This is a genomic window from Pseudomonas sp. DP-17 (genome assembly GCF_022380625.1).
In the GTDB taxonomy this organism is placed as follows: Bacteria; Pseudomonadota; Gammaproteobacteria; order Pseudomonadales; family Pseudomonadaceae; genus Pseudomonas; species Pseudomonas nitroreducens_A.
This window is the reverse complement of sequence record NZ_JAKSXG010000012.1, coordinates 201691-218197: the sequence shown is the minus strand read 5'-3', so window position 1 is coordinate 218197 and position 16507 is coordinate 201691. Positions and strand designations below refer to the sequence as shown.

The 16507-nt window shown below is 66.3% G+C and carries 15 protein-coding genes; 10 read left to right on the top strand and 5 right to left on the bottom strand.

Features of this window, described 5'->3' with window-relative positions:
- Positions 1–3: 3 nt before the first annotated feature.
- From asd to MJ122_RS19600, 3 genes are all read right to left on the bottom strand, one after another.
- Complete coding sequence (asd, locus tag MJ122_RS19610; protein WP_017520406.1) at positions 4–873, bottom strand: archaetidylserine decarboxylase; 870 nt, start codon at positions 871–873, stop codon at positions 4–6.
- A 3-nt stretch (positions 874–876) separates the two neighbouring features.
- On the bottom strand, positions 877–1689 hold the full coding sequence (gene rhdA, locus MJ122_RS19605; RefSeq protein WP_088416171.1) for a thiosulfate sulfurtransferase: 813 nt from the start codon (positions 1687–1689) through the stop codon (positions 877–879).
- 114 nt (positions 1690–1803) lie between these two features.
- Positions 1804–3315, bottom strand: a complete 1512-nt coding sequence (locus tag MJ122_RS19600) for an HDOD domain-containing protein (RefSeq protein WP_239745763.1) — start codon at positions 3313–3315, stop codon at positions 1804–1806.
- Between the two features lie 133 nt (positions 3316–3448).
- Between MJ122_RS19600 and motA the strand changes: the two genes are divergently transcribed.
- Positions 3449–4300 carry a flagellar motor stator protein MotA gene (gene motA, locus MJ122_RS19595; protein ID WP_088416173.1) on the top strand — a complete coding sequence of 284 codons (852 nt, stop codon included), beginning with the start codon at positions 3449–3451 and terminating at the stop codon, positions 4298–4300.
- A 15-nt stretch (positions 4301–4315) separates the two neighbouring features.
- A complete protein-coding gene (motB, locus tag MJ122_RS19590) occupies positions 4316–5374 on the top strand; it encodes a flagellar motor protein MotB (RefSeq protein WP_239745762.1) in 1059 nt (352 codons plus the stop codon).
- A gap of 121 nt (positions 5375–5495) precedes the next feature.
- Here the strand turns inward: motB and rsgA are convergent, their stop codons facing one another.
- A complete protein-coding gene (gene rsgA, locus MJ122_RS19585) occupies positions 5496–6527 on the bottom strand; it encodes a small ribosomal subunit biogenesis GTPase RsgA (protein ID WP_088416175.1) in 1032 nt (343 codons plus the stop codon).
- 89 nt (positions 6528–6616) lie between these two features.
- Here rsgA and orn point away from each other — a divergent pair, with 89 nt between their 5' ends.
- On the top strand, positions 6617–7159 hold the full coding sequence (orn, locus tag MJ122_RS19580; RefSeq protein WP_088416176.1) for an oligoribonuclease: 543 nt from the start codon (positions 6617–6619) through the stop codon (positions 7157–7159).
- Between the two features lie 96 nt (positions 7160–7255).
- On the opposite strand, the gene queG is transcribed toward orn, so the two are convergent.
- On the bottom strand, positions 7256–8317 hold the full coding sequence (gene queG / locus MJ122_RS19575) for a tRNA epoxyqueuosine(34) reductase QueG (RefSeq protein ID WP_239745849.1): 1062 nt from the start codon (positions 8315–8317) through the stop codon (positions 7256–7258).
- A 104-nt stretch (positions 8318–8421) separates the two neighbouring features.
- On the opposite strand from queG, the gene MJ122_RS19570 reads away from it, so the two are divergent.
- The 7 genes from MJ122_RS19570 to hflX all read left to right on the top strand — a co-directional run bounded on the left by MJ122_RS19570 (position 8422) and on the right by hflX (position 16425).
- Positions 8422–9918: an NAD(P)H-hydrate dehydratase gene (locus tag MJ122_RS19570; protein WP_239745761.1), complete on the top strand. Its 1497-nt coding sequence runs from the start codon at positions 8422–8424 to the stop codon at positions 9916–9918.
- Positions 9906–10373: a tRNA (adenosine(37)-N6)-threonylcarbamoyltransferase complex ATPase subunit type 1 TsaE gene (gene tsaE / locus MJ122_RS19565; protein WP_088416178.1), complete on the top strand. Its 468-nt coding sequence runs from the start codon at positions 9906–9908 to the stop codon at positions 10371–10373. Before MJ122_RS19570 ends, tsaE begins: the two co-directional genes overlap by 13 nt.
- 7 nt (positions 10374–10380) lie before the next feature.
- Positions 10381–11811, top strand: coding sequence for an N-acetylmuramoyl-L-alanine amidase AmiB (gene amiB / locus MJ122_RS19560; RefSeq protein WP_239745760.1), 1431 nt, complete (start codon positions 10381–10383; stop codon positions 11809–11811).
- Positions 11808–13715 carry a DNA mismatch repair endonuclease MutL gene (gene mutL / locus MJ122_RS19555; RefSeq protein ID WP_239745759.1) on the top strand — a complete coding sequence of 636 codons (1908 nt, stop codon included), beginning with the start codon at positions 11808–11810 and terminating at the stop codon, positions 13713–13715. The genes amiB and mutL overlap by 4 nt, the downstream gene beginning before the upstream one ends.
- A gap of 78 nt (positions 13716–13793) precedes the next feature.
- Positions 13794–14756, top strand: coding sequence for a tRNA (adenosine(37)-N6)-dimethylallyltransferase MiaA (miaA, locus tag MJ122_RS19550; protein ID WP_239745758.1), 963 nt, complete (start codon positions 13794–13796; stop codon positions 14754–14756).
- 106 nt (positions 14757–14862) lie between these two features.
- Positions 14863–15111 (top strand): RNA chaperone Hfq, encoded by a 249-nt coding sequence (gene hfq, locus MJ122_RS19545; protein ID WP_017520393.1) that lies wholly within the window; start codon positions 14863–14865, stop codon positions 15109–15111.
- Positions 15112–15123: 12 nt separating this feature from the next.
- Entirely contained in the window at positions 15124–16425 is a 1302-nt protein-coding gene (gene hflX, locus MJ122_RS19540) for a ribosome rescue GTPase HflX (protein ID WP_239745757.1), read from the top strand.
- Positions 16426–16507: the final 82 nt, after the last annotated feature.

Here is a 16507-nt window from a genome sequence, read left to right as displayed (position 1 = left end):
GCGTCAGCCCTGGCGCGCGCCGCCCAGGCGCTCGCCCATGCGCACGGCGCTGGTGGCGGCGAGGTTTTCCGCCCAGCGGACCTGCTCGGGGCCGAACAGCACGATGGCGGTGGAGCCCAGCTTGAAGCGGCCCAGCTCGGCACCTTTCTCCAGATGGATCGGCGCGCGGGAAGCCTCGTCGTAGGAGAAGGACTTCAGTTCGCGCTTGGGCGGCGTGACCAGGCCGGCCCACACGGTTTCGATGGAGGCGACGATCATCGCGCCCACCAGCACCACGGCCATCGGCCCGCGCTCGGTGTCGAAGATGCACACGACGCGCTCGTTGCGGGCGAACAGCTCCGGCACCTGCTCGGCGGTCAGCTGGTTCACCGAGAACAGGCGGCCCGGCACGTAGACCATTTCGCGCAGGGTGCCGGCCAGCGGCATGTGCACGCGGTGGTAGTCCTTGGGTGACAGGTAGACGGTGGCGAACTCTCCGCCCATGAAGGGCGCGGCGCGCTCGGCGTCGCCGCCCAGCAGTTCCATCAGGCTGTAGCTGTGGCCCTTGGCCTGGAACACGCGGCCATGCTCGATCGGGCCGAGCTGGCTGATGGCACCGTCGGCCGGGCAGAGCACTGCGCCTTCGCTTTCGTCCAGCGGACGCGCACCTTCCTTGAGAGCGCGGGTGAAGAAGGCGTTGAAGTGCTCATAGGCACTCAGGTCCTCGACCTGGGCTTCACGCATATCGACCTGGTAGCGGCGGGCGAACCAGGGAATCAGGCGATCCTTGAACCAGGGCGCGCGGCACTCGGCCGCGCAGCCGATCAGGCGCGACAGCAGGTGATGCGGCAGCAGGTACTGGGCGAGGATGAACAGACGATCTTTGAACGACATTCCTTAAACCTCTACGGGGGTGTCGGGATGGTTGCCCCATTCCGACCAGGAACCGGCATAGCCCTTGACCCGCGGATAACCGAGAGCCTTGGCCACCAGGTAGGTGAAGCCGGAACGGTGGTGGGTCTGGCAGTGGGTTATCACTTCCTTGTCCTTGGTGATGCCCAGGTCCTGAAGGATCTGCGGCATATCGGTACGGATGCGCAGGGCGCGGGCCGGGTCCATGCCGGCGGTCCATTCGAAATTGACGGCGCCGGGCACGTGGCCGGCCTTGGCGGCGAGGACTTTCTGGCCGCTGTACTCGCTGGGGTTGCGAGCGTCCCAGACGGCCAGGTCGGCGGCGCCCAGGCGGCTCTGCAGGTACTCGCGGGTGGCGGTGGGTTCGTCGTGCAGGGTCAGCGGCAGCGGGCCGCCGGCAGGCGCAGGGACGTCCTGGCTCAGTGGCAGGCCGTCAGCGAGCCAGGCATGCAGGCCGCCGTCGACGTAGTGATAGTTGTGGTGGCCAATCACATCCAGCAGCCAGATGAAGCGACCGGCCCAGCCACCGCCTTCGTCGTCATAGACCACGTAGACGGCATCGGGGTTGTGGCCCAGTTCGCCGAACAGCGTTTCCAGATCGGCCTTGGCTGGCAGCAGGCCCGGTGCCGGGCCGCCCAGTTGGGTGCGCGCAGGGGCGACGAAGCGGGCGCCGGGGATGTGGCCTTCGGCATAACGTGCGGCGCTGGTCAGGTCGACCAGGATCAGTTCGGGGGCTTCGAGGCGGCTGGCGAGGTCAGCCGGTTCGATCACCAGGGGCAGGGCGGAGAAGGCGGACATGTCGGAGTCTCCCGGCGGGAACGGTGGCGGAGGCAACGTGAGCAGGCGCCCTGGGCTACCCCTTGAGGGCGGTTAGTTTAAAGGGGACGCGGCGGGGCGCAAACCTTTCGCCGATCAGGCGCCTCGCGCCATGTGCCTCACCGCGTGCTCGATGCACTGAGCGGTCCGGCCGAACGCCTGGGCGTGAAGGTCCGCCAATGGCTGGCCGTGACGGTCGCAAACCACCAGCATGACCACCCGCGCGCCATTGCCCAGCGAACGCAGCAGCAGGTGTTCGCTGGGGATCAGAGCTTTCAGCGAACCGGGAAGCAATGCCGAAAACTCGGCGATGTTGGCCGGGCTCAGGCGCAGCTGACCGGGTTGTTGCAGGAGTTTTCGCAGCACCGGGCTGGCGGCGACTTCCAGCTTGAAGTCGCCGATCTCGCCGTCCAGGCCGAAGTACCGGCGCGCTTGCAGCCAACTGCCACTTTTGTCGGCCAGCAGGATCATCCCGCGCTGCAGACCGCAGGCCAGCAGCGCGTCGGTGGCGCAGTCGAGCAATTGCACGGCGTTGCCAAACGGGCTGGGCGACTGCATCAGGCGGGTGCAGTGCTGGCGCCATTCGGCCAGGGTGTCCGGCGCCTTGGCCGGTTCCTCGGTTTTCGGCCCATTGAGCCAGCGGCGCGCCGCCCAGGGCCAGAGCAACGCCTCGGCCGGGTGCCAGAGCAGCGGCCGCGCGTGGCGGCGAGCGCTTTGTGCGGCAAGACCGTGGACGGTCTGCTGCAATTCTTCCAGCGGCATCTGCAGGTAAAGGCTGGTCAGGCGTTGCCAGCGCAGCATGTGCACGCCGCCCCAGGACTGGTGCGCGGCCATGGCGAGGCTGTTGGCGAGGAGGATGGTGTTAGCCGGACGGGTCAGCCAGCGCTGCAGTTCGGGGTCGGCGTCCAGGCGCTGCTGCTGGCCCAGTGGATCGTGCTCGGTATGGGCGACGTGCAGGGCGCGCACCAGCAGGCGTTTGTCGTCGCTGAGCAGGGCGTAGCCCTGGCCGACCCAGTCCGGCAGCCGCCAGCTGTCGGCCAGTGCGCGGCACAGCGGCAGCAGGCGGGTGCCGAGCAACTCCTCCTCCACTTCGCTGCTGCAGCGGCCCAGGCCATAGACCTGGCGCTGCCAGTTCTCCAGCAGTTCGGGTTTGGCGGTGGCCAGCGCCCAGAGCGGCGCGAGGGTGAACAGGCTGCCCCAGTGGATTTCCTGCCACAGCCGCGCCAGGCGGTTGGCGAACAGGCCGCTGGCCTGCTGCATGGCGTGACGGCTGATCAGCAGCAGCTGGTTCAGCGCACGCGGCATCTGTGCCTCGGGTACCGCCGGCAGGCTGTCGAGCAATTGGCTGGCGCGGCTCAGGCCCAGACGGTTGAGCGCGACTTCCAGGCTTTCCGCCGGATTGTCCTTGGCGCTTGCCGCGCGGTTGGCCTCGCGCAGGATGGCGAAAGCCAGTGTCGGCGCGTCCTGCAGCAGGTCGGCAATGTCCCGTATCGAGCGGCGGCTGTCGTTCAGCGCCCGGCGAATGTGATCGCGTTGCTCCAGGGGAACGGGCAAAGGCAGAGATTCCAGCTGGTTTAGCCAGGCCTTGAGACGCTCTGGATGAAGCATTTGCTTTGACATGCGTGAGGCGCCGAACTGGTTTTTAGTGTTTTCGGCCTATAGTCTTGCCCGAAATCTCCGATAACAACAGGGAGGCGGGAATAGTGCCTCCCTTTCTGTTCACCGTTTCAGTCCGGTCCCCATGGCAAAAATCATCGGCATCATCGTCATTCTGGGCAGCGTCCTCGGCGGCTACATGCTCTCCGGCGGCAAGATCGCGGCCATCATCCAGCCGTTCGAAGTGCTGATCATCGGCGGCGCGGCGCTGGGTGCCTTCCTCCAGGCCAACCCTGGCAGCACCTTCATGACCGTGCTGAAGAAGGCGCCGAAGATGTTCGGCAACCGCTTCACCCACACTTTCTACCTGGAAGTGCTGGGCATGCTCTACGAGGTGCTCAACAAGAGCCGCCGCGAAGGCATGATGGCCATCGAAGCCGACGTCGAGGACCCGGCCGCCAGCCCGATCTTCAGCAAGTACCCGGCGGTGCTCAAGGACGAACGCATGACCGCCTACGTCTGTGACTACCTGCGCATCATGTCCTCCGGCAACATGGCCCCCCACGAGCTGGAAGGCCTGTTCGACATGGAGTTGGGCAGTCTCAAGGAAGACCTCGAACACCCGGCCCATGCCGTCACCCGCGTGGCCGATGCCCTGCCGGGCTTCGGTATCGTCGCCGCGGTGCTGGGCATCGTGATCACCATGGCCCTGCTCGGCCAGGGCAGCCAGGCCGAGATCGGCCACCATGTCGCCGCGGCGCTGGTGGGCACCTTCCTCGGTATTCTCGCCGCCTACGGCTTCGTCGGCCCGCTGGCCAACGCCCTGGAACACGACGCCAAGGAAGAGCTGAACCTGTACGAATCGATCAAGGCTTGCCTGGTGGCTTCCGCCTCCGGCATGCCGCCTTCGCTGGCCGTCGAGTTCGGCCGCAAGGTGCTGCTGCCGGCGCATCGCCCCAGCTTCAGCGAGCTGGAGCAGGCCGTTCGCGGTCGCTGATGGGTCGCCTGACGCATGGATAACAACCAGCCGATCATCGTCAAGCGCGTCAAACGCTACGCAGCCGGCCACCATGGTGGTGGCTGGAAGATCGCCTTCGCCGACTTCGCCACTGCCATGATGGCGTTCTTCCTCGTGCTCTGGCTGCTGTCTTCGGCCACGCCCGAGCAGAAGAAGGCCATCTCCGGCTACTTCCAGGACCCGATCGGTTTCACCGAGAGCGCCAGTCCCTACGTCATCGACCTGGGCGGCACGCCGACGCCGGCGCCGGACAAGACGCTGAACCCGCAGATCCAGGCCCAGCCGGACGCCGACGAGACCCGGGTCAACCCGGACGAGAATGCCAAGATCACCGAGCAACAGGCGCAGGACGTTGCCGAGCAGGTGGAAAAGGAGCGCCTGGAGCTGCTGCTGCAGGAGTTGCAGAACAAGGTCGACGAGAACCCGACCCTCAAGCGCTTCAAGGACCAGATCCTGTTCGAGATCACCCAGGACGGCCTGCGCATCCAGATCGTCGACTCGGACAACCGGCCGATGTTCGACCTGGGCAGCGCGCGCCTGCAGCCGTACTTCGAGGACATCCTGCTGGCGCTGGCCGAGACCATCAAGCAGGTGCCGAACAAGATCAGCATCAGCGGCCACACCGACGCCAAGCCTTACGCCGGCAACGGCGAGTTCGGCAACTGGGAGCTCTCGGCCAATCGCGCCAACGCTGCGCGCCGGGCGCTGGAGGCCGGCGGCTACCCGCAGGACCAGATCGCCCGGGTGGTGGGTTATGCCTCGTCCGCGCTGTTCGACCGCAACCAGCCGCTCAACCCGGTGAACCGCCGCATCGACATCATCGTCCTGACCAAGAAGGCCCAGCGCGCCATCGAAGGCCAGGACGGCAAGGCCGAGAAGCCGGCCCAGGGCGCCGCTCCGGCGGCTCCGGGCACGGCGGCGCCCAATGTCGCGCCGGCCCAGCCGGCCGCCGGACAGGGCGACCCGCTTCCGCCGGACCAGCTCAAGCAGAAGCTCAACCTGTTCGACGACGGTGGCACGCTGAAGCTCGACGAGCTGAACAAGCAGCAGTGAGAAGCGCGAAGGCCAGCTGAAAAGCTGGCCTTCTGCTTTGGGGCTGGATCATGGGCTCGCTCCTGCAGACCCCATGCAACATCGGTGCAGCGAGTGAGGCGTAAGACGCTCCGCGACTCGCTCAGTACTCGTCTTCCGGCAGGCCCGCGAGGATGTGCCGGTAGCTGGCCATCCGCTGCGGCGAGATGCGCCCGTCCTCCAGCGCCTTGAGCAGCGCGCAGCCCGGCTCGCGGTCGTGCTTGCAGTCGCGGAAGCGGCAGTGGCCGAGCAGGTCGTGGAATTCGATGAAGCCCGCCTCCACGTCGTCGCGGCTGACATGGCCGAGGCCGAATTCGCGGATGCCGGGGGAGTCGATCAGGTCGCCGCCGGCCGGGAAGTGGAACAGCCGCGCGGTGGTGGTGGTGTGGGTGCCCTTGCCGGTGACTTCCGACAGGTCGCCCACGCGGGTGTCGACGCCCGGCAGCAACGCATTCACCAGCGAGGACTTGCCCACGCCGGACTGGCCGACGAACACACTGACGTGCTCGTTCAGTGCGGCGCGCAGGGCGTCCAGTGCCAGGCCGTTGGCGGCCGACACCTCCAGCAGCGGGTAGCCCAGCTCGCGGTAGGTGCCCAGCAGCGAATCGAGGAAGGGCGCATTGTCCTCGTCGATCAGGTCGGCCTTGTTCAGCAGCAGCAACGGCTCGATGCCGGCGTGCTCGGCGGCCACCAGATAGCGGTCGATGAGGTTGGCGTGGGGTTCGGGGCGTGGTGCGAAGACGATGACGATGCGGTCGACGTTGGCCGCCACCGGCTTGAGTACGCCGCGCATGTCCGGGCGACGCAGCTCGGAGGTGCGTGGCAGCTGCGCGACGATCACGCCGATGCCCTGGTTGCCCGGCCGCCAGACCACCTGGTCGCCAGTCACCAGCGGTGGCAGGTTGGCGCGCAGGTGGCAGCGGAACACCTGGCCGGCGGCGTCGCCGTCCTGGGCCTCGACTTCCACCTGCACACCGAAGTGGGCAATCACCTGGCCGGTCTGTTCCGGGCCGAGGTCGCCGCCTTCCAGTTCTTCCAGGGCACGCGACTCGCGCTTCGCCGCGCGGGCGGCGCGTTCCTCCTGGACTTTTTCGATCCGCCAGCTCTGCCGGCGGGTGAGGTGACGCTTGGCCATAGGGTATCCACAGGGAAAATCGCGCCGCAGTTTAGCATGCGCACGCCCGCTTCCCGCTAAACTAGAGGGCTGAGCTGAGGAGCCCCATCATGCAGAACCCGCAGAACCTGATCTGGATCGACCTGGAAATGACCGGGCTGGACCCGGACAAGGACGTCATCATCGAGATGGCGACCATCGTCACCGACAGTGACCTGAACATCCTCGAGGAAGGCCCGGTGATCGCCGTGCACCAGAGCGAGGAGTTGCTCGCCGGCATGGATGAATGGAACACCCGCCAGCACGGCCAGTCCGGCCTGACCCAGCGCGTGCGCGAAAGCACCATCTCCGCCGCCGAAGCCGAAGCCATGACCATCGCCTTCCTGGAAAAGTGGGTGCCCAAGCGCAGCTCGCCGATCTGCGGCAACAGCATCTGCCAGGACCGCCGCTTCCTCTACCGCCACATGCCGAAGCTGGAAGGCTACTTCCACTACCGCAACCTGGATGTCTCCACCCTCAAGGAACTGGCCGCGCGCTGGGCGCCGGCGGTGCGTGACGGCTTCAAGAAGGGCAACACCCACCTCGCGCTGGACGACATCCGCGAGTCCATCGCCGAGCTGCGCTACTACCGCGAGCACTTCATCAAACTCTGAGTGGTCGGCATTTCGTTGGCGCATGACCTGGAACGGGCTATGCGCCGACTGGCGCGAGGCGGACAACGCTGGTGCGTTATACGCCCTGCAAGGAACTCAGGCGCCGTGCCGATGCAGCGCCCAGGTCACATGCTCTCGCACCAGTTCCGACGGGAACTCCCGCCGCGCGCGCAGCGCCTCGATCACCGGAATGGTCGACGGTGCATTGCCCAGCCCCACGGCCAGGTTGCGCAGCCAGCGCTCGTAACCGGCGCGCCGCAGCGGCGAGCCCTCGGTGCGGCTGAGGAATTCCTCCTCCGTCCACAGGAACAGCTCCGCCAATGCGGCATTGTCCAGGCTGTGGCGCGGCTGGAAGTCGCCCTGGTCGGTGGCGCGGGCGAAGCGGTTCCACGGGCAGACCATCTGGCAATCGTCGCAACCGAACACGCGATTGCCGATCAGCGGGCGCAGCTCCTCGGGAATCGAGCCCTTCAGTTCGATGGTCAGGTATGAAATGCAGCGCCGCGCGTCCAGCACATAGGGCGCGACGAAAGCGGCAGTGGGGCAGATGTCCATGCAGGCCGAGCAGCGCCCGCAATGCTCTGTGCCGTGCGGCTCGTCCACCGGCAGCGGGAGGTCGGTGAACAGCTCGCCGAGGAAGAAGTAGCTGCCGGCCTTGCGGTTGAGCACCAGGGTGTTCTTGCCGATCCAGCCCAGGCCCGATTGCTCGGCGATGGCCTTCTCCAGTACTGGCGCGCTGTCGACGAAGGCGCGGAAGCCGAACGGGCCAATCTGCTGCTGAATGCGCTCGGCCAGTTGCTGCAGGCGCTTGCGGATCAGCTTGTGGTAGTCGCGGCCCAGGGCGTAGCGCGACACATAGGCCTTCTCCGGATCAGCCAGCACCTGTGCCATGCGCGTATCGCCGGGCAGGTAGTCCATGCGCAGCGACACCACCCGCAGGGTGCCTGGCACCAGTTCGTCCGGCCGCCAGCGCTTGCTGCCGTGGGCGCCCATGTATTCCATCTCGCCGTGGTAGCCCGCTTCCAGCCAGCGCTGCAGATGCTCGCCGTGGGCCTCGAGGTCGAGCCCGCTGATGCCGACCTGCTGGAAGCCGAGTTCACGCCCCCACTCCTTGATGGAGAGGGCGAGGTCGGCATAGTCGAGTGTCGAATCGTGCATGGAAGGCGAGAAAGCGAAGTCCGGGTGCGTATAATTCTGCCAGACCTTGCCGGCGTCGGCCCGCCCGAACGCCAAGGCGACACATTCTGCCGCCCGGAACCGCGATGACTGCCCACGACGAATTGCCTCTGAATCTGTACAGCGCCCAGCAGGTGCGCGACCTCGATGCGCGCCTGATCGCCGCCGGTACGCCCGGCTTCGAACTGATGCGCCGCGCCGCCCACGCCGCCTGGCGCGCCCTGCGTCGGCAATGGCCGGATGCCGGCGAGATCACCGTGCTGGCCGGCCACGGCAACAACGCCGGCGACGGCTACCTGATCGCCGCCCTGGCCCTGCGCGCCGGCTGGAGCGTGCGCGTGCTGGCGGCGGGCGATGTCTCCTGCCTGTCCGGCGATGCGGCTTCGGCCCATGGCGAAGCGCGCTCGGTCGGCGTGGATATCGAGACCTGGAGTGATCGCGCTGAGCTGCGCGGTGTGCTGGTGGACGCGCTGCTGGGCACCGGCCTGGGTGGCGAGGTGCGCGAGCCTTACGCCTCGGCTATCGCTGCGATCAACTCCAGCGGCCTGCCGGTGCTGGCCGTGGACATTCCCTCCGGCCTCAGTGCCGACACGGGAGAAGTGTTGGGCTGTGCGGTGAATGCCGACCTGACCGTGACCTTCATCGGCCTCAAGCTCGGCCTGTTCACCGCTCAAGGCCCCGATCAATGCGGCGAGCTGGTGTTCGACGGACTCGATGCCGATCCTGCGCTGATTTCCGAGGACGGCGTGGCGCGCCGTCTCGCTCCCGCCTCGCTGGCTCGCCTGGCTGCGCGCCCGAAGGCCGCGCACAAGGGGCTGTTCGGCCACGCCTTGGTGATCGGTGGTGATACCGGTATGGGCGGCGCCGTGCTGCTGGCCGCCGAGAGCGCGCTGCGCTGCGGTGCCGGGTTGGTGTCGCTGGCGACCCGTGCCGCTCACGTACCCGCTGCACTGGCTCGCCGGCCTGAGCTGATGGCGCGTGGCGTCTCTTCTTCCGCTGAGCTGCTGCGCCTCGCCGAGCGCGCCGATGTGCTGGTGATCGGCCCCGGTGTCGGCCGCCAGGCCTGGGGGCGCGTACTGGTCAGCGCCGCCGCTAGCCTGGAGCGCCGGCAGGTGTGGGACGCCGACGCGCTCAACCTGCTGGCTGAAGGCCTGGTCGCTCGTCCGTCCGGCGACTGGGTGATCACGCCCCATCCGGCCGAAGCAGCGCGCCTGCTGGGCATTCCCACCGCCGAGGTCCAGGCTGACCGGCCAAGAGCCGCGCACGCGCTGGCGCAGCGCTATCAGGCAGTGGTCGTGCTCAAGGGTGTCGGCAGCCTGGTCGCCTCACCGGACGGCCGGTTGGCGCTGTGCAACCACGGGCATCCCGCCATGGCCGGCGCGGGGCTGGGGGATGTGCTGTCCGGCATCCTCGGTGCGCTGCTGGCGCAGGGGCTGCCTGCTTTCGATGCCGCCTGCCTGGCAGTCTGGCTGCATGCGCGCGCCGGCGAGTCGCTGGGCGCAGAGGGGCGCGGTCTGGCTGCCGCTGATCTGATTCCTGCCGTTCGTCAGTTGCTCGAGGAGTTGTCCCCATGCCTGAACTGAATCTGTTCGCCGATGGCGAAGAGGCCATGGTCGATCTCGGCCGCCGGATTGCCGAGGCGACCGGGGGACGCGGGATCCTCTACCTGCATGGCGACCTGGGAGCGGGCAAGACCACGCTGTCGCGCGGCATCCTGAGGGGATTGGGTCATGGCGGATCGGTAAAAAGTCCGACCTTTACCCTGGTCGAACCCTACGAAATCGGCGATCTGCGCGCCTTCCACTTCGACCTCTACCGCCTTGCCGACCCCGAGGAACTGGAGTTTCTGGGTATTCGCGACTACTTCGAAGGCGATGCGTTGTGCCTGATCGAGTGGGCGGAGCGCGGCAAAGGCATTTTGCCAAAGGCCGACATGGACATTACCATTGTTCCGCATGCGGGCGGACGCATGCTGCGCCTCGACCCGCACGGAACACGGGGCGAAGCCTGGTGTGCCGCCCTGGCCACGGGAGCATAGAAAAAAGATGGGTTGGGGGTTGCGCCTTCGGGCGTTGTTTATCGGGGTGTCCGTTCTGCTGGCATTCTTTGCCGGCGAGGTGTCTGCCGCCACGCAAATCAAGAGCGTGCGCATCTGGCGCGCGCCGGACAACACACGCCTGGTGTTCGATCTGTCCGGTCCCGTGCAGCACAGTCTGTTCACCCTGAGTGCGCCCAACCGCATCGTCGTCGACATCAACGGCGCGCAGATGTCCGCTGCCCTCGACAAGCTCAAGCTCGGCAATACCCCGATTACGGCGATGCGCTCCGCCCAGCGCTCGCCCACCGACCTGCGCCTGGTGCTGGACCTGAAGAACGCGGTCACGCCCAAGAGCTTCGTGTTGCCGCCAAACCAGCAGTATGGCAATCGCCTGGTCGTCGATCTCTATGACCAGGGCGCCGATATCGCTCCGGACGTCCCTGCGACCCCGACGCCCAGCGTGCCCGCCACGCCGGTGAGCCCTGCGCAGTCGGTGGCCAAGATTCCCGCACCCAGCAGCGGCGGCAAGCGCGACATCGTGATTGCCATCGATGCCGGTCACGGCGGCGAAGACCCCGGCGCCCTCGGCCCGAACGGCCTGCACGAGAAGAACATCACCCTCTCGATCGCCCGCGAACTGCAGCGGCAGATCAACCAGATGAAGGGCTTCCGCGCCGAACTGACGCGCACCGGCGACTACTTCATCCCGCTGCGCAACCGCACCGTGATTGCCCGCAAGAAGGGCGCGGACCTGTTCGTCTCCATCCACGCCGACGCCGCGCCCAGCCGCAGCGCCTTCGGGGCCTCGGTGTTCGCCCTGTCCGACCGTGGCGCAACGTCCGAGACCGCGCGCTGGCTGGCTGACACGGAAAACCGCTCCGACCTCATCGGCGGCGACGGCGGCGTGAACCTCGACGACAAGGACAAGATGCTCGCCGGTGTGCTGCTCGACCTGTCGATGACCGCCACCATGTCTTCCAGCCTGGACGTCGGTCACAAGGTGCTGACCAGCGTCGGCCGTGTCACGCCGCTGCACAAGCGTCGCGTGGAGCAGGCCGGCTTCATGGTGCTGAAGTCCCCGGATATCCCGTCGATCCTGGTGGAAACCGGCTTCATCTCCAATCCGAACGAATCCGCCAAGCTGGCCAGTGGCTCGCACCAGCAGGCGCTGGCGCGCTCCATCGCCAGCGGCGTGCGCCAGTATTTCGTACAGACTCCGCCGCCGGGCACCTACATTGCTTCGCTGCGTGACGGCGGCCAACTGGCTTCCGGTCCGCGCGAATACGTGGTGCGCAGTGGCGACAGCCTGGCGATGGTTGCCAGCCGCTTCGACGTCAGCACCGCTTCGATCCGCAGCGCCAATTCGCTCAAGAGCGACGAGCTGAAGATTGGCCAGGTGCTGAAGATTCCGGGCACCTCTCTGGCGTCGCAGCAATGAGTGAGGTGCGCCGAATCCAGCTGCTCACCCCGCGGCTGGCGAACCAGATCGCTGCCGGCGAAGTGGTCGAGCGGCCTGCGTCGGTTGTCAAGGAACTGCTGGAAAACTGCCTGGACGCCGGCGCCAAGCGCATCGACGTCGAGGTCGAGCAGGGCGGCGTCAAGCTGCTGCGCGTGCGCGACGATGGCAGCGGAATTCCCGCCGACGACCTGCCGCTGGCCCTGGCGCGCCACGCCACCAGCAAGATCCGCGAGCTCGAAGACCTTGAACGGGTGATGAGCCTGGGGTTCCGCGGCGAAGCGCTGGCCTCGATCAGCTCCGTCTCGCGCCTGACCCTGACTTCGCGTACTGCCGACGCCGAGCAGGCCTGGCAGGTGGAAGTCGAGGGCCGCGACATGGAATCCACCGTGAAGCCGGCGGCCCATCCGGTGGGCACCAGCATCGAAGTGCGCGACCTGTTCTTCAATACTCCGGCGCGGCGCAAGTTCCTGCGTGCCGAGAAGACCGAATTCGATCATCTGCAGGAAGTCATCAAGCGGCTGGCGCTGGCGCGCTTCGACGTGGCTTTCCACCTGCGGCACAACGGCAAGACCATCCTCTCGCTGCACGAAGCCAAGGACGAAGCGTCCCGCGCCCGCCGCGTGGGTGCCGTGTGCAGCACCGGGTTCCTCGAGCAGGCGTTGCCCATCGAAGTGGAACGCAACGGTCTGCACCTGTGGGGTTGGGTCGGCCTGCCGACCTTCTCCCGCAGCCAGCCGGACTTGCAGTACTTCTATGTGAACGGCCGCATGGTGCGCGACAAGCTGGTCGCGCACGCCGTGCGCCAGGCGTACCGCGACGTGCTGTACAACGGTCGTCATCCGACCTTCGTGCTGTTCTTCGAGGTCGACCCGTCGGTGGTGGACGTCAACGTCCACCCGACCAAGCATGAAGTGCGTTTCCGCGACAGCCGCATGGTGCATGACTTCCTCTACGGCACCCTGCACCGGGCACTGGCGGAAGTGCGGCCGGACGACCAACTGGCGCCGCCGGGAGCGACCACTTTGACCGTGCCGCGCCCCACCGGTGCGGAGGCCGGCGAGTTCGGCCCGCAGGGCGAGATGCGCCTGTCCGAGACGGTGCTCGAAGCCCCGGCCGCTGCGCGTGCCTGGCAGCCGAGCCCGGCTTCCGGCGGTTCCAGTGGTGGCGGTGGTGGTTACAGCTACCAGCAGACGCGCCCGGAGATCCCGCCGATCCAGGAAGCCCAGGGCGCCTACAAGGCCTACTTCGCTCCGCTGCCCGACCAGGCGCCGCAGGCGTTGCTGGAAAGCAGCCAGGACGTACCGCCGCTGGGTTATGCCCTGGCGCAGCTCAAGGGCATCTACATCCTTTCCGAGAACGCCCACGGCCTCGTGCTGGTGGACATGCATGCCGCCCACGAGCGCATCATGTACGAGCGACTGAAGACCGCCATGGCCAGCGAAGGCCTGCGCGGCCAGCCGCTGCTGGTGCCCGAGTCCATCGCAGTCAGCGAGCGCGAGGCGGACTGCGCCGAGGAACATGGCGCCTGGTTCTCCAGGCTTGGCTTCGAATTGCAGCGGCTCGGCCCGGAAACCCTGGCGATCCGGCAGATTCCCGCGTTGCTCAAGCAGGCGGAGGCCACCCAGCTGGTGCGCGACGTGCTCGCCGACCTGCTGGAATACGGCACCAGTGACCGCATCCAGGCGCACCTCAACGAGTTGCTCGGCACCATGGCCTGCCACGGCGCGGTGCGCGCCAATCGCCGCCTGACGCTGCCGGAGATGAACGGCCTGCTGCGCGACATGGAAGTGACCGAGCGCAGCGGCCAGTGCAACCACGGCCGGCCGACCTGGACCCAGCTGGGGCTCGACGAACTGGACAAGCTGTTCCTGCGGGGACGTTGATTTTCGTAAGCCTGCGTTCAGGAAAGTGCAGTAAACTGCACGCCAATCGATTCAGCAGTGCGCGATAACGAGCTTCCGATGTCCCTGCCTCCCGCAATATTCCTCATGGGTCCCACCGCTGCCGGCAAGACCGACCTGGCGCTGGAGTTGGCGCGCCTGCTGCCGGTGGAGTTGATCAGCGTGGACTCGGCACTGATCTATCGCGGCATGGATATCGGCACTGCCAAGCCGTCCCGCGAGGTGCTGGAGGCGTTTCCGCACCGCCTGATCGATATCCGCGACCCCAGCGAGGCCTATTCGGCAGCGGAATTCCGTGCCGACGCCCTGGCGGCCATGGCCGAGATCACTGCGGCCGGGAAGATCCCGCTGCTGGTCGGCGGCACCATGTTGTATTTCAAGGCGTTGCTGGAAGGTCTGGCCGATATGCCCAGCGCCGACCCTGCCGTGCGCGCTGAGCTTGAAGCCTGGGCCGCCACCGAAGGCTGGAGCGTCCTGCACGAAGAGCTGGCCCGCGTCGACCCGGAGTCGGCCGCACGTATCCATCCCAACGACCCCCAGCGGCTTGTCCGTGCCCTCGAGGTGTACCGTGTGAGCGGTATGTCCATGACTGCACACCGCCTGCGCCAGGCGAGTGAAAATGCGGGTCTCGGCGCGCAAGGCGGTGGACAATTACCGTATACTGTGGCTCATCTGGCGATCGCGCCTCTGCAGCGCCAGGTGTTGCACGAGCGTATCGCGCAACGTTTTGATCAGATGCTGGAACAGGGCTTCATCGCCGAGGTCGAACGCCTTCGCGCAAGAAGTGACTTGCACGTAGGGCTGCCGTCCATAAGAGCGGTGGGTTACCGACAGGTATGGGAATACCTCGAGGGCAAACTGTCCTACGCTGAGATGGTGGAGCGCGGCGTCATCGCCACGCGGCAGCTGGCCAAGCGCCAGTTCACCTGGCTCCGCAGTTGGAGCGATCTACACTGGTTGGACAGTCAGGCAAGCGACAATTTGCCGCGTGCCTTGAAATACTTTGAGGCGGTCTCCATATAGGCTCGAGACCTTAATTTCGGCCGTCTATCCTTGGGGTTCAGGACGGCGTTCAGCCAAATTCGACTACTACTAAATCAGTTATTTACCCTTACAAGGAGTGCGGCATATGTCAAAAGGGCATTCGCTACAAGACCCTTACCTCAATACCCTGCGCAAAGAACGCGTTCCGGTTTCCATCTATCTCGTCAACGGCATCAAGCTGCAGGGCCAGATCGAATCCTTCGACCAGTTCGTCATCCTGCTGAAGAACACTGTCAGCCAGATGGTCTACAAGCATGCTATCTCCACCGTGGTTCCCAGCCGCCCTGTGCGCCTGCCCACCGGTGATCAACCGGCCGAGCCGGGCAACGTTTGACGGGAGTCCGCCTTGTTCTTTGAGCGCCCGGGTGGTGGGGAACGGGCCATTCTGGTCCATCTGGAAGGTCAGGACCCCGAGGCGCGCGAAGACCCGCAGGAATTCCAGGAGCTGGCCCGTTCGGCAGGCGCGGAAGCGGTTGCTTTCGTCAGCATTTCGCGCCATCAGCCCTCAGCCAAGTACCTGATCGGCAGCGGCAAGGTCGAAGAGTTGCACGACCTCGTCCACGCCGAGAAGGTCGAGCTGATCATCTTCAATCACACCCTTACGCCGAGCCAGGAGCGCAACCTCGAGCGAGCGCTCGAATGTCGCGTGCTCGATCGTACGGGGCTGATCCTCGATATCTTCGCCCAGCGTGCCCGTACCCACGAGGGCAAGCTGCAGGTGGAGCTCGCCCAACTGGAGCACATGAGCACGCGTCTGGTGCGCGGCTGGACTCACCTTGAACGCCAGAAAGGCGGTATCGGCCTGCGTGGCCCGGGTGAAACCCAGCTGGAAACCGACCGCCGCCTGCTGCGTGGGCGCATCCGCCAGATCAAGTCGCGCCTGGAGAAGGTCCGCAGCCAGCGCGAGCAGGCTCGTCGCGGTCGCCGCCGTGCGGAGATTCCGGCGGTGTCCCTGGTGGGCTACACCAACGCCGGCAAGTCCACGCTGTTCAATGCGCTGACCACTTCCGAGGTCTATGCGGCTGACCAGCTGTTCGCCACCCTCGACCCGACCCTGCGCCGCCTGGAGCTGGATGACGTCGGGCCGATCGTGCTGGCCGACACCGTTGGCTTCATTCGCCACCTGCCGCACAAGCTGGTGGAGGCGTTTCGAGCTACCTTGGAAGAGTCCAGCAACTCCGATCTGCTGCTGCATGTGATCGACTCCCACGAGCCGGATCGCGATGCGCAGATCGAACAGGTGCTGGCTGTCCTGAAGGAAATCGGCGCGAACGAGTTGCCGATGCTCGAGGTGTACAACAAGATCGACCTGCTGCCGGATATCCAGCCGATGATCCAGCGCGACGAGCTGGGCAAGCCGGTCCGTGTCTGGCTGTCGGCGCGGGAATCGCGTGGGTTGGAGTTGCTGGAGCAGGCGATTTCCGAGTTGCTGGGCGAGGACATGTTCGTGGGAACGCTCTGCCTGCCACAGCGCCTGGGGCGACTGCGGGCTCAGTTCTTCGAGCTGGGTGCGGTACAGTCGGAGAATCACGACGACCAAGGGCGCGCCGTATTGCAGGTTCGCCTGCCGCGTGTCGAGTTGAACCGCATGGTGAGCCGCGAAGGCTGGCAGCCGGCGGAGTTCATTGCGCAACACACTTTGCAATAAAGCCCGGCACACTGCTTTTGGCAGGGTAAGGGGCATTCGGTAGCATAGGTGGGCGCGCCGTAGGCGCGTTTTCGCGTTATCA

Coding starts and splice junctions, on each gene's coding strand:
- motB (WP_239745762.1), top strand. CDS start 4,316: ATGGATAACAACCAGCCGATCATCGTCAAGCGCGTCAAACGCTACGCA.
- mutL (WP_239745759.1), top strand. CDS start 11,808: ATGAGTGAGGTGCGCCGAATCCAGCTGCTCACCCCGCGGCTGGCGAAC.
- orn (WP_088416176.1), top strand. CDS start 6,617: ATGCAGAACCCGCAGAACCTGATCTGGATCGACCTGGAAATGACCGGG.
- MJ122_RS19600 (WP_239745763.1), bottom strand. CDS start 3,315: ATGCTTCATCCAGAGCGTCTCAAGGCCTGGCTAAACCAGCTGGAATCT.
- asd (WP_017520406.1), bottom strand. CDS start 873: ATGTCGTTCAAAGATCGTCTGTTCATCCTCGCCCAGTACCTGCTGCCG.
- miaA (WP_239745758.1), top strand. CDS start 13,794: ATGTCCCTGCCTCCCGCAATATTCCTCATGGGTCCCACCGCTGCCGGC.
- tsaE (WP_088416178.1), top strand. CDS start 9,906: ATGCCTGAACTGAATCTGTTCGCCGATGGCGAAGAGGCCATGGTCGAT.
- hfq (WP_017520393.1), top strand. CDS start 14,863: ATGTCAAAAGGGCATTCGCTACAAGACCCTTACCTCAATACCCTGCGC.
- amiB (WP_239745760.1), top strand. CDS start 10,381: ATGGGTTGGGGGTTGCGCCTTCGGGCGTTGTTTATCGGGGTGTCCGTT.
- rhdA (WP_088416171.1), bottom strand. CDS start 1,689: ATGTCCGCCTTCTCCGCCCTGCCCCTGGTGATCGAACCGGCTGACCTC.
- queG (WP_239745849.1), bottom strand. CDS start 8,317: ATGCACGATTCGACACTCGACTATGCCGACCTCGCCCTCTCCATCAAG.
- MJ122_RS19570 (WP_239745761.1), top strand. CDS start 8,422: ATGACTGCCCACGACGAATTGCCTCTGAATCTGTACAGCGCCCAGCAG.
- rsgA (WP_088416175.1), bottom strand. CDS start 6,527: ATGGCCAAGCGTCACCTCACCCGCCGGCAGAGCTGGCGGATCGAAAAA.
- motA (WP_088416173.1), top strand. CDS start 3,449: ATGGCAAAAATCATCGGCATCATCGTCATTCTGGGCAGCGTCCTCGGC.